Here is a 12,685-nt window from a genome sequence, read left to right as displayed (position 1 = left end):
CGGACACGAGGCCGGCAGTCCAGGTATTCGAGGGTTCGGCGAAAGCCGGACCCTTTCGCATTCCGGGGGGCTGCCCTTGCGGCCTCCTGCCATTTGCTCTACGGCTTGCCCATTCTCAGGGCGGGGTGAAAGTCCCCACCGGCGGTAAGGGCGCTGCAATATCATGCGGTGACCCAAGCCCGCGAGCGCCTTTCTCCTGAAGCGGGGAAGGGGTCAGCAGATCCGGTGCAATTCCGGAGCCGACGGTCATAGTCCGGATGAAAGAGAATGGTCGTCGGCACGAAGAGCAGGGCTGCCCGGCGTCGTGCCGTGCGCTCATGCGTCCTGATTTGTGTTTGTCCATTTCTCAGGATGCGTGACATGAATCAGACTTCCCTCGGTTTGTCCTCCTCGCGCGCCATGGCCGGTGCCGGCTTCATGGTGCTGGCCGGTATTGCCTTCGCCGGGCTCAATGTCGTTACCCAATGGCTGACGATGAAACTCGGCTTTCCCGCTGCCGCCACGGCCTTCTGGCAATATGCCTTCGCCCTTCTCTTTTCTTTGCCGTTCCTGCGGCGCGTCGGACTTTCGGCGATGCGCACCGATTACCCGTGGCGCCACGTCGTGCGCGTGGCCCTCGCGGCCTTCGGCGTCGGGGCCTGGGTCTCCAGCCTTGCGCATGTGCCGATCTGGCAGGCGATTGCCCTGGTGATGACCTCGCCGTTCTTCATCATCCTTGGCGCTCGCCTGTTTCTCGGCGAACGCGTCGGTCCGGCCCGCTGGACCGCGACCGCGGTCGGATTTGCCGGTGCGATGATCATTCTTGAACCCTGGTCGGACAGCTTCACCTGGGCAGCGCTGCTGCCGATCCTCTCCGCCTTGCTCTGGGGCGCCTCGTCGCTCATCACCAAGAGCCTGACGAGCAGCGAGCGTCCCGAAACCATCACCATCTGGCTGCTTGTCCTTTTGACCCCGATCAATGGCGCCATTGCGCTCACGGCCGGTTTCGCGGTGCCGCAGGGCATGGCGCTCGGCCTTCTCGTGCTCGCCGGGGTCATGACAGTGTTCGCGCAATATTTGCTGACGCTCGCCTATACGGTTGCCGATGCCGCCTATGTGCAGCCCTTCGATGATTTGAAGCTGCCGCTCAATGTCTTTGCCGGCTGGCTGGTCTTCGGTTACGCACCGACAGGCTATCTCTGGTTCGGTGCGGTCCTGATCCTTGGCGCGTCACTGTTCATCATGCGCAACGAGAGTCGGCGCGAACGGGAGGCTGTTGCAACCTGAACGGTGTAAAACCCGGCCGGTGTCATTCGGCTGTCATCGCAGTCGCGCAGAACCCCCATGTTTTCAGTATTCTCCATGGGGGATTTCAATGATCATTACTTCGCGCGTGACCGCGTTCGCGGCCGTCCTTCTTGCTTCCGCGGCATTTCCTGCGGCGGCTGAACCTGTATTCAATCGTATTGCGTCCTTTGCCGTTGCCGACAATCTGCCCGATGGTGACGCGCGCAAAGCGCCGACGTCCGCCGAGATCATCACGGCCAGCGAAGACGGCAATACGCTGATCTACTCCGACAGCCCGGGCAAGCGCGTCGGCCTGATCGACATCACCGATGCCAAGGCGCCGAAGGCAGCCGGCACAATCTCTTTCGACGGTGAGCCGACCTCCGTTACTGTTGCCGGCGCCAAGGCGCTCGTTGCGGTCAACACGCGCGAAAGCTTCGTCAAGCCTTCCGGTCTTCTGGCAATCGTCGACCTGGCGTCGAAGAAGGTGGATGCGACCTGCGATCTCGGCGGTCAGCCGGACTCGGTTGCCGTCAACAAGGACCGTACGCTTGCAGCCATCGCCATTGAAAACGAGCGCGACGAGGAAGTGAACGACGGCAAGATCCCGCAGATGCCGGCCGGCGATCTGGTGATCCTGTCCTTGAAGGACGGCGTTGCCGATTGCGGCTCGCTGAAGCGCGTGACGCTGACGGGTCTTGCCGAAATCGCTGGCGAAGATCCGGAGCCGGAATTCGTCTCCTTCAACGGCAAGGACGAGATTGCGCTGACGTTGCAGGAGAACAACCACATCGTCGTCATCGACGGCAAGACTGCGACGGTGAAGACGCACTTCTCTGCTGGCACCGTCGACCTCAAGGATATCGACATCAAGCGCAACGGCGCCATCGCCTTCAAGGACGAGCAGCCGGGCCGCAAGCGCGAGCCCGATGCGGTGAAGTGGCTCGACGATAACCGCATCGTCGTTGCCAACGAAGGTGACTACGAAGGCGGCTCGCGCGGCTTCACGATCTTCGACACCAGCGGCAAGGTGCTCTACGAATCAGGCGCCAGCTTCGAGCATGCCGTTGCCGCGATCGGCCACTACCCGGAAAAGCGCTCGTCGGCCAAGGGCGTGGAGCCCGAAGGTCTGGAAGCGGCCAAGTTTGGCGACGACAACCTGTTCTTCCTGCTCGCCGAACGGGCTTCCGTCGTCGGCGTCTACAAGGACACGGGCGCGGAGCCCGAACTGCTGCAGCTGCTGCCGTCGGGCATCTCGCCGGAAGGCGCCGTCGCGATCTCGTCGCGCAACCTGCTTGCGACCGCCAATGAAGTCGACCTAGGCGAGGCCGGCGGCGCACGTTCGCATGTGATGATCTATGAGCGCGCTGAGGGCGAAGCCGCCTATCCGCAGATCCGGTCCGCCGAGAAAGACGGGCTGCCGATCGGCTTCGGTGCACTCTCCGGTCTTGTTGCCGTCTCGGACAAGCCGGGCTTCCTGCGCGCCGTCAACGACTCGGTCTTCTCGTCGCAGCCGACGATCTTCACCATCGACGCCACCCAGAAGCCGGCGCTGATCACCGAGACGCTCGCCATCACCCGTGACGGCGCACCGGCTCAGAAGCTCGACATCGAGGGGATCGCCAATGACGGGGAAGGGGGTTTCTGGCTCGCATCGGAAGGCAATTCCGACAAGCTCTACAGCCACGCGCTCTTCCACGTGAACAAGAAGGGCGAGATCAAGAAGGAAATCGCCCTGCCTGAGGCGCTGCGTGCCGGCGAAACCCGCTTCGGCTTCGAAGGCATCACCGTTATTGGCCAAGGCGACGACCAGACGCTGTGGATGGCTGTTCAGCGCGAATGGAAGGACGACGAGAAGGGCTTCGTCAAGCTCGTCTCCTACAAGCCGAAGAGCGAAGAGTGGGGTGCCGTGCGCTACCCCCTGGAAAAGGCCGGTGACGGCTGGGTCGGCCTGTCGGAAATCTCCGTTCATGGTGGCTACGCCTACATCATCGAGCGCGACAACCTGATCGGCCAGGCAGCCAAGCTCAAGAAGATCTATCGCGTCGCGCTGACGGAACTGAAGCCGGCAGCACTTGGTGGCGAACTGCCTGTCGTCAAGAAGGAGGAGGTTCGTGACCTCATTCCGGACCTGAAGGCGCTCAACGGCTATGTCGTCGACAAGGTCGAGGGCTTCACAGTCGATGCAGCCGGCAATGGCTATGTCGTGACCGACAATGACGGTGTCGACGACTCCTCCGGCGAAACCCTGTTCTTCTCCATTGGCGCGATCAACGCGATGTAAGCGTTAACGCCCGGAGAAAACGGAAGAGGCCGGGACATGATGCCCCGGCCTCTTTCTGTTTCGGACTGGTAGGAAATAGCGACTAGCGGGCGACAGCGACCTGCGCCGCCTCTTCGGCCTCATCCTTGCGCTTGCGGATCTCGTCCGTCCTGTCGACCAGCTTGCCGACGATGCCGTAGAGGGCATCGAGTTCCTCGTCGTCGAGCGCCGAGAAAATCTCCTCGAGCAGTTGCTTGCGTGGATGCTCGGCGGCCTCAAGCACGACGCGGCCCGTTTCGGTAATCGAGACGATCTTGGCGCGCCGGTCCTCGGGATCGGGCTTGCGCATCACCAGGCGGTCGCGTTCCAGACCGTCGATGGCCTCGGTGACCGTGCGCGGCGCGAAGTTCAGCGCACAGGCGATATCGGTCGAGCGACAGGGACCGAGCTTGCTCAGGAAGAAGAGGAACTTGCTGCGTGCCAGCGACACGCCTTCTTCGGTCATCGATTCGTTCACCAGCCGGTGGACCCGGTGGTAGAGCTCGAACAGTCTATCGGAAACTTCAAATGTCTTCTTCATGATCGTCGCTGGAATTTCATGAGGTGCCATGTGAAATGGCAGTAACATTAGTGATAGTTACAATTGCCACCTTTGTCGACAGAAACCTCTGGGACTTCACGGTAAGCACTTGGCAGGCAAAGAAACGGCCGCCGTTTTCGGCGGCCGTTTCTGTTGGTTTGTCAAGAATTTCGTGTCCCGAACACAGGCGATGATTGCTCATACACTTCAAGGTCGGTTGCGAGATCTCCGGCGCCCGCCCGCGAAAAACCAAGCACGGGCGCGCGTCGTGGTTATGCCGCCCGGCGCGTCGAGCCGGCCGACGGCGCGTAGCCGTAGGCCTGAGCCTCTTCCAGCGTGAAGCGGGCGATCAGCTCGCGTAGGCGGCCGGCTTCCTGGGCAAGCGTGGCGCTTGCGGCATTGGCTTCCTCGATCATGGCGGCGTTCTGCTGCGTCACCTGATCCATCTGGTTGACGGCGGTGTTGACCTCCGACAGTCCGGCGGACTGCTCCTGCGCCGAGATGGCGATCGCATCCATGTGCTGGTTGATCGTGACGATGAAGCCTTCGATGGTGCGGAGAGCCTCGCCGGTTTCGCGCACGAGCCGGACGCCGCTTTCGACTTCGACGGCGGAGTTGCGGATCAGGTCCTTGATCTCCTTGGCCGCATTGGCCGAGCGCTGGGCAAGCTCGCGGACTTCCTGAGCGACGACGGCGAAACCCTTGCCGGCATCGCCGGCGCGGGCTGCTTCGACGCCGGCGTTCAGCGCCAGAAGATTCGTCTGGAAGGCAATTTCGTCGATGACGCCGATGATGTTCGAGATCTGGCTCGACGAATGCTCGATCCGGCCCATGGCATCGACCGCGCCCGAGACGATGGCGCCGGACTTGCGGGCGCTTTCGTTTGCCTGGCCGGCGACGGCACGGGCCTCGTTGGTGCGCTTCGACGAATTGCCGACATTGACGGTGATCTGGTCGAGCGCAGCGGCCGTCTCTTCCAGTGAGGCTGCCTGCTGCTCGGTCCGACGCGACAGGTCGTCGGCGCTCTGGCTGACTTCGCGCGCACCGCTGTCGATGCTGCCGGAGCTGGCCGAAACGGCGGCAAGCGTATCGGCCAGTTGGGCGACGGCCTGGTTCAGGTCGTGGCGGAGCTGCTCGAAGTCCGGTGCAAAAGGTTCGTCGAGCTGGAAGGCGAGATCGCCGGAGGCAAGCCGGCGCAGGCCGCCAGCAAGACCGGCCGTCGCTTCCTGGAGGCGGCGCTGTGCCGCCGTTTCGGCTTCCTCGGTCAGACGCAGGCGATCGGCTTCAGCCTGGGCGCGCTGTGTCTGGGCATCCGCTTCGAGCTGCTGGTTGGTGATTGCCGCCTGACGGAAGACTTCGACGGCACGGGCCATCTCGCCGATTTCGTCCTTGCGGGCACCGTAGGGGATGCTGGTGTCCGTGTCGCCTTCCGCAAGGCGCGCCATCGAACGGGTGATGATCTGGATCGGGCGGGCGATACCGCGCACGGCATAGAGAATGGCGCCGAGCACGATGATCGCCGCGACGGCGATGACTGCCATTTCGATCATGCGGATCTGGTCGTGCGTTGCCGAGCTTGCTGCAACCGCGGCGTCGGCGCCGGCGACGTTGAGCGCGCGTACTTCCTTGATCGCCTCGTCGACCTTCTGCTCGGTCTCCCGCATCTCGACCTTGAAGACGCTCTGCGCCTTCATGTTCTCGAGGTTGTTGGAGAGCTTAACCATGCCATCGGCGATGGAAAGGTAGGCCTGATAGGCAGCGCGTACCTTTTCCAGCGCGGCCTTGTCGGCGTCCGTTACCATCAGCGCCGCATAGTCGTCGGCGAGCTTGTTGAAGCCTTCGACGGTCTGGCCGATGACTTTTTCCGCGGCCTTCTTTTCGAAGGGCGTCAGCGAGATCAGGTGGCGCGCAAAGGCCATGCGCGTATCGGAAAGCTGGGTTTCGAGCGCGCGGGAAAGCGAGACACGCGGCAGCCAGGTGGTGGCGATCTCGTTGTTGCGCTCGTTCATCATCTTGATGCCGCCGAGCGACGAGACGGCGAGCGCCGCGACGATGACGGCGACCACGAGGAAGAGGGCAATGAGCGTGTGTGAAATCTTGAGTCGTGACATAGGTTCCCCCCGGAAGGACGGCCGTCCATAAAAGCTGTACTTGATGAAGTCGTTCCGGCTCTTGATCGTCATGACGGAGCGGATGCCGAAGCAGGAATCATTCCGGTGCCTGGATGCGCTGGGAGCGCAGCCGACGGAAACCTAGCGAACAAGATCTTACAAAAACCCTAATCGATTAAAGTGAGTATAATCTGATATTTGCAGGTACTCCTGCCGTGCTGTTGATCATTCGTTTTCGGCAGTCTCTGCGGAGATGTTCTGTATTAGTCTTGGCTTTACTTGGATGGTCTGAAGAATGCTCGTCTGCAGCCGACCAATCTCCCACGTGGATGAAGGGTCGCCACTGATTGACGGGCGCCGGCCTGCCGGGCCATGGTCGGCCATGCCCTTCCGCTTCGTCCATACCGCAGATCTTCATCTCGATTCGCCCCTCCGCAGCCTCGCCCTTAGAAACGCCGACCTCGCGGAGATCGTGCGCGGCGCGTCCAGGCGCGCCTTCGTCAAGATCGTCGATCTCTGCATTGCCGAAAAGGTCGATGCGCTGCTGATTGCAGGCGATCTCTATGATGGCAGCCAGACGTCGATGAACACGGCGCTGTTTCTCGGGCGGGAGTTGCGCCGGCTGGATGAGGCGGGGATCCGGACGTTCATCATCCGTGGCAACCACGATGCCCAGTCGCAAGTCACCAACGAGCTCACTTTGCCGCCTTCGGCGCATGTGTTCAAAGGCAGAGCGAAGGCCGTTCTTGCCAAGACCTTGGCAAGCGGGCGCGACGTCTATGTGCACGGGGTGAGTTTCGCCAGCCCGCACGCGCCGGAAAGCCTGCTGCCGGCCTTTCAGCCGCCGATGTCGGGCGCGCTCAACATCGGCATGCTGCACACAAGCCTTGCCGGTGCGGCCGGCCATGATCTCTACGCGCCCTGCAGCGCCGCCGACCTCGTGGCACATGGTTTTGACTACTGGGCTCTCGGCCACATCCATCAACGCCAGATCCATGCAACGGCCCCCTTCGTCGTCATGCCCGGCATACCGCAGGGCCGCGATGTCAACGAAGCCGGTGTGAAGAGCGTGACACTGGTGGCGATCGATGACGACGGCCGGATCGAGATTAACGAACTGCCGATCGGCATCGCCAGCTTCGAGCGCCTGTCAGTCGATATCACCGGCCTCTCCGAGTGGCGCGACGTGCTCGATGCGGTCAGGCAGGCGCTTGTGCGGACATCTGTGGATACGCCGGCGGAAAATGTGATCCTGCGCGTAACGCTCACGGGGGCGACGCAACTGGTCTGGCGCCTTCGCCGCGACACGGATTTGTTGCGCGCCGAGATCGACAACATCGCGGCAGGCATCGTCGGTTGCTGGATCGAGAAGCTGGAACTCGCCTGCGGCAATCCCCTGGTGGAAAAAGCGGGTGCAATGCTGGATCCGGTCGATGAGCTGGTGGCCCTCGTCGAGGCCGATGTTCTGCCGGCTCACGGATTTCGCCAGGACGTCCGGGCAGCCGTGGAAGATCTGCTGCAACAACTGCCTCCTGAGCTGCGCCAGGCGTTGGCACCCGATGAAGACGCGATCGAGCGCCTCGCTTTCGAGGCCAGCGCGTCGGGAGGCACGGAAGTGCTTGCCCATCTTCATGGCAGCGGTTCCGGCGAGGGCATCCACTGATGCGGCTCAGCGCGCTCGATCTCGTCCGCTATGGCAAATTCACCGATCGCCGTCTCGACTTCGGTGAGAGCGTGGCCGGCGTGCCCGATCTGCATATCGTCTACGGGCCGAACGAGGCGGGCAAGTCGACGATGTTCTCGGGCTTCCTCGATCTGCTCTTCGGGATCGAGCACTCGAGCCCCTATGGGTTCCTGCATCCCTATCCGACAATGCGGGTCGGTGGCACCATCGAGGCGGCTGATCGGACTCACCGCGTGTTCCGGGTCAAACGCAAGTCGAACTCGCTGGTCGGCCCCGACGATCAACCTTTGCCCGACAATCTCTTCTCCGGCGCGCTGGGCGCAATCGACCGCGACACCTATCAGACGATGTTTTCGCTCGATGACGAGAGCATCGAGAAGGGCGGCGAGGCGATCCTGAAGAGCGAGGGAGAGCTTGGGTCGCTGTTGTTTTCCGCAAGCTCGGGACTGCCGGACAGTACGGCGATCCTTGCCGCCTTGCGCGGCCAGGCCGACGCCTTCTACCGGCCACAGGCGCGCAAGCATCAGCTTGCAGAGCTGAAGGCGCAGCTTGACGCCCTGAGGACGGAGCGAAATGCCCTCGACATCAACGCACGCGAATATGCGGCGCTGCGCAAGACGCTGGCGCAAGCACGCGACCGGCATGAGGAAGCGATCACACGTCGCGCCGAACTTCGAGTCGCGCAGTCTCGCCTGAAGGCGGAGATCGAGGCCCTGCCGCACTTTGGCCGGCTGCGTGCGCTTCGCATGGAACTGGCGAGCGCGCCGGTGCTGCCGGTCCCGCCGACCGAGTGGGCAGCCGAGCTGCCGGCGCTTCGCCGCCAGGAAGCGGAGATCGAGGTCAGGCTTCGGCAGAACCAAAGCGAGATGCAGCACCGCCGCAATGCGTTGGAAGAGCTTCCGCTCGACAAAAAAGGGCTGTGCCTGGCCGAACGGCTGACGGCGCTGCAGGAGACGGCCCTCGATGCGCGCTATGTCACGGCCGCGCGCGATATGCCGTCGCGATTGGAAGAGTTGGCGAGAACGTCGACGGAGATCGTCGGTTGCCTGCTGCGGCTCGGTGAACCGGCAGACCGCGACCCTGCCGATCTGCTGCTGCCGGCAGGGGTCGGTGCGCGACTGCAGGATCTGGCGCGCCGACATTCTGCACTGGCCGAACGGTGCGCTTCGGCTCACCACGAAGTGCAAGCCGCGGTCGAGGAAAAACGGATCGCTGAATGTGAGCTGGTGCGGATTGATGGAGAAGGGGGGCTGGCGGACACCTCCGGTCTTTCGGGGCGACTGACGCTGCTGCGTCGCAGTGACTGCCTGCTTCGGAAACAGGCCGCGGCGCAATCTCTGGATCGGCTGGAAGCGGAACTTGCCGACAAGCTGCTGCAGCTGAAGCCTTTCGCTGGAAGCGCCGACGATCTGCTGGCGCTCAGCGTTCCAGCGCCCGGAGCGCTTGAGGCGTTGCGTAGGGCCGCAGCCACTTTGGAAGAGCGGCAAGCGCGCGTATCCGATCGCGTTGCCGGCGAGCAGGAGCTGCTTGTGGGCGAGGAGGCGCGGCTGGCCGCGCAGTCCGCCGTTGGCGGCACTCTGGACGATGTTTCGGCCGCGGCACTGCGTCGCCGTCGTGACGAGGCCTGGGAGCGGCACAAGGGCCGGCTCCTTCAGGAAACGGCTGTCGCTTTCGAAGAGGCGATGGGCAGGGATGACGAAATTACCACGCTGCGCCTCGCTGAAACGGCGCGGCTCGCGGATATGCGCGGCCTGTCTCTTTCGATCGCCGAGAGACGCGCCCGCCTTGCGGCGCTGCGCGAGCAGCAGCAGCGATGCAGCGAGGAGGTGGCGGTCCAGGCGCAGTCTCTGGAAGCCGTCGCTACATCCTGCGGCCTGCCCAGCGTCATGGGCTTGCCGCAACTGGAAGCCTGGCTCGTTATCCGGGGTTCGGCGCTCGAACTTCGCGCGCAATTGCGCTCTGTCCGTCTGGAGTTCGACCGGGCGCATGCCGAGGAGGCCGAAGCGATTCGCGGGCTCAGCGACGAACTCACCGGCATCGGCATGGAAGGAGGGCTGTCGGAGCGACTCGACGATCTCCTGCAGATCGCAGAGCGTGTCGTATCGCAGGCACAGACCTCAGCCGCCGCCCGCAACACGGCCCGCGAGGCGGCAAAGCGCAGCGCGATGGTTCTTGAAAGCCGACGCTCGACACTTGATCTTGCTGAAACCGAAATGGCCACCTGGCAGGAGCAGTGGAATACGCTTCTTGCCAAGAGCTGGCTTGCGGAACGCAGCGACCGGCTCGTGCCGGAGCAGATTGGCGCGATGCTTGCGGTCCTGCAGGACCTGGACAAGCTCGTACAGCGCAAGGCCGATCTCGAGTATCGTGTCGCCGGGATGCGCAAGGATCAGGCGGCATTCGAACGTGCCATCGCCGACCTCGCTGGCGGACCGCTGACAGACGATACGTTCGCAACGTTTACGGCGCTCAAGGCGCGTGCCGCCGAGGCCCAGCGGCTTTCCGACCGCCGGGCGACGTTCCTGTCGGAGCTGGCCCGCTTGGACGACGAGCGACGCGCAATCTGTGCCGAGCAAGAGCTCCACATAGCGCGCCGGCGCCTCGTCCTGGAGTTTTTCGACTGTGAAACGGTCGACGATGCCATGCAGCAGTTCGAAGCCGCGCGCGAGCAGGGGCGCCTGCGCCAGCGAATTGCCGAACTGGAAGCGGATATCGCTTCCCGATTAGGCGTCTCCACGTGCGAGCAGGCCGAGGTGTTGCTCACCGAACTCGATGACGCGGCAGTCCGGTTGGAATTGGCGCGGCTCGATGCGGCGCTCGAAGACAGCGACCGCGAAGTCAGCGAGTTGCACACGGATATGCGCGGCAAGGAGAAGGCACTCGCCGATATCGAAGGCGGGGACACGGTTGCCGAGCTCGATCAGAAGCGGCGAACGCTGCTGCTCGACATCGAGAGCAAGGCGCTTGCCTATCTGCGGCTCCGGGCCGGCGTCTTCGCAGCGGAGACGGCGCTTCGGCTTTTCCGCGAGCGGCATCGCAGCGCAATGATGCGCCGCGCCTCGGAAACGTTCAGCCGGATCAGCGGTGGAGAATATTCCGGCCTGTCGGCGCAGTCCGACAAGGGACAGGAGTTCCTGATCGCCAATGCCGCTGGTGGTGGATCGAAACTTGCCAAGGATCTCTCCAAGGGCACCCGATTCCAACTCTATCTGGCGCTCAGGATCGCCGGCTATCACGAAATCGCGGCAGCACGCGAATCGCTGCCCTTTATCGCCGACGACATCATGGAGACCTTCGACGACGGGCGTGCTGGCCGCGCCTTCGAGCAAATGGCCGAAATGGCGCGCGTGGGCCAGGTGATCTACCTGACGCATCACGAACATCTTTGCGAGATCGCCCGCAGTGCCTGCCCGACTGTGACAATCCACAGGTTATGATAGGCTCGCGGGCGTGGCGGTGCCTGTTGGCCGTGACGCGCTTTCGCTGAAAAGAAGCGCCGCAAACGAAATCCGGAGGAACGAGAGATGGACATCATACCCGGTGGGTCGAGACCTTCGATGCGCGCGCCGGCTGAGTATTTCACCGGTACGGTGCGGCAGGATCCGGTCATCGAGACCGCAGATCCGGCGCGGATCCGCGCCGTCAGCGTTACCTTCGAGCCGGGCGCCCGCACGGCCTGGCACACCCATCCACTTGGTCAGACATTGATCGTGACCGCCGGCCGCGGCCTCGCGCAAAGCTGGGGCGGCCCGGTGCGCGAGATTCGTGTCGGCGACGTGGTCTGGTTCCCGCCGGGCGAAAAACACTGGCACGGTGCCGCACCCGATACCGCAATGGTTCATCTTGCGATTCAGGAAGCGCTCGACGGCAAGGCTGTGGATTGGCTGGAGCATGTGACCGACGAACAGTATCGCGGGGCGTAGAGCCACGCGACAGAATCAGCTGACCGACAGGAACGGCCGGTCACGTCGATGATGGGGAGTGCATGGCTGACGGCGGCTGTCAGGCACAGCCGCTTCTGTCCCCGACAGGCGCCGCTCAACATCAGCGCTATCGTGGCACAGATAGGCGCCGCCGGAGCGAACGCATTCTCGGCCTATGAACAGTCACGAACGCAACAAGGTTCTAACGCCGCGAGGTCGCTGTCTTATGCGATGAATTGGGAGGAGAAGGAAAATGGTGGGCGATGAGAGACTCGAACTCCCGACATCCTCGGTGTAAACGAGGCGCTCTACCAACTGAGCTAATCGCCCTTCCGCGTTTGGACCGGATCAGTCCGCCGCGTCGGTGGCCGTGATCTATGCGTAACCGAAAAAAACCGCAAGAGCATTTGTATCGTTTTTATGATTTTTTTTGTCTTGGATCGCGCGATGCCCTGAATTGCCGGGGTTCCTAGTTGTGGACAAGAAAGCGTGTCTTCGGCCGTCACCCGTGGCAGGGAGGGCGAGAGATAAAGATTTGCCGTTCGGGATCATCGTAGAGGATGGAAGAGGCAATCGGAGTGGGCGTATGGCTGCGTCGTGCGCATGATCCGGCCTCCTGAACATTGTCGTCACCTTGCCCTGTGGATCATTTTTCGCTCCGTCACGGATTTGTCTTCAAACACGCTTGACACCCAAATGCGAACCGCTTAGTTAGCCGCTCATCGAACGGGCAAGCCCGCTCGGTGCCGGGGCGGAAACGCTCCAACCAAGTCAAGATGATGCGGGTGTAGCTCAGTCGGTTAGAGTGCCGGCCTGTCACGCCGGAGGTCGCGGGTTCGAGCCCCGTCACTCGCGCCA

The 12,685-nt window shown here is 62.9% G+C and carries 7 protein-coding genes, 2 tRNA genes and 1 riboswitch; of the genes, 6 read left to right on the top strand and 3 right to left on the bottom strand.

Going from position 1 to position 12,685, the window contains the following annotated elements:
- Nucleotides 1-107: 107 nt before the first annotated feature.
- Nucleotides 108-273: riboswitch (FMN riboswitch) on the top strand.
- A gap of 78 nt (nucleotides 274-351) precedes the next feature.
- Nucleotides 352-1,266 carry a DMT family transporter gene (locus tag AC070A_RS18755; protein WP_192494661.1) on the top strand — a complete coding sequence of 305 codons (915 nt, stop codon included), beginning with the start codon at nucleotides 352-354 and terminating at the stop codon, nucleotides 1,264-1,266.
- A gap of 88 nt (nucleotides 1,267-1,354) precedes the next feature.
- Nucleotides 1,355-3,550 carry an esterase-like activity of phytase family protein gene (locus AC070A_RS18750; RefSeq protein ID WP_113479301.1) on the top strand — a complete coding sequence of 732 codons (2,196 nt, stop codon included), beginning with the start codon at nucleotides 1,355-1,357 and terminating at the stop codon, nucleotides 3,548-3,550.
- 82 nt (nucleotides 3,551-3,632) lie between these two features.
- Here the strand turns inward: AC070A_RS18750 and AC070A_RS18745 are convergent, their stop codons facing one another.
- Both AC070A_RS18745 and AC070A_RS18740 read right to left on the bottom strand, forming a co-directional pair.
- The gene (locus AC070A_RS18745; RefSeq protein ID WP_057252345.1) at nucleotides 3,633-4,109 is read right to left on the bottom strand and encodes a MarR family winged helix-turn-helix transcriptional regulator; all 477 of its coding nucleotides are present in this window, start codon (nucleotides 4,107-4,109) and stop codon (nucleotides 3,633-3,635) included.
- Between the two features lie 272 nt (nucleotides 4,110-4,381).
- Nucleotides 4,382-6,220, bottom strand: a complete 1,839-nt coding sequence (locus AC070A_RS18740) for a methyl-accepting chemotaxis protein (RefSeq protein ID WP_162770849.1) — start codon at nucleotides 6,218-6,220, stop codon at nucleotides 4,382-4,384.
- Between the two features lie 382 nt (nucleotides 6,221-6,602).
- Between AC070A_RS18740 and AC070A_RS18735 the strand changes: the two genes are divergently transcribed.
- The 3 genes from AC070A_RS18735 to AC070A_RS18725 all read left to right on the top strand — a co-directional run bounded on the left by AC070A_RS18735 (nucleotide 6,603) and on the right by AC070A_RS18725 (nucleotide 11,827).
- Nucleotides 6,603-7,883, top strand: coding sequence for a metallophosphoesterase family protein (locus AC070A_RS18735; RefSeq protein WP_113479315.1), 1,281 nt, complete (start codon nucleotides 6,603-6,605; stop codon nucleotides 7,881-7,883).
- On the top strand, nucleotides 7,883-11,341 hold the full coding sequence (locus tag AC070A_RS18730; RefSeq protein ID WP_113479299.1) for an ATP-binding protein: 3,459 nt from the start codon (nucleotides 7,883-7,885) through the stop codon (nucleotides 11,339-11,341). Before AC070A_RS18735 ends, AC070A_RS18730 begins: the two co-directional genes overlap by 1 nt.
- Before the next feature lie 87 nt (nucleotides 11,342-11,428).
- Nucleotides 11,429-11,827, top strand: coding sequence for a (R)-mandelonitrile lyase (locus tag AC070A_RS18725; protein ID WP_113479298.1), 399 nt, complete (start codon nucleotides 11,429-11,431; stop codon nucleotides 11,825-11,827).
- A 254-nt stretch (nucleotides 11,828-12,081) separates the two neighbouring features.
- Here the strand turns inward: AC070A_RS18725 and AC070A_RS18720 are convergent.
- Nucleotides 12,082-12,157 (bottom strand) — tRNA-Val (locus tag AC070A_RS18720).
- 451 nt (nucleotides 12,158-12,608) lie between these two features.
- Between AC070A_RS18720 and AC070A_RS18715 the strand changes: the two genes are divergently transcribed.
- Nucleotides 12,609-12,685, top strand: a tRNA-Asp gene (locus AC070A_RS18715).

This window comes from Ensifer sp. GW101-20A05, from assembly GCF_059424735.1.
This window is presented reverse-complemented; position numbering and strand designations above follow the sequence as displayed.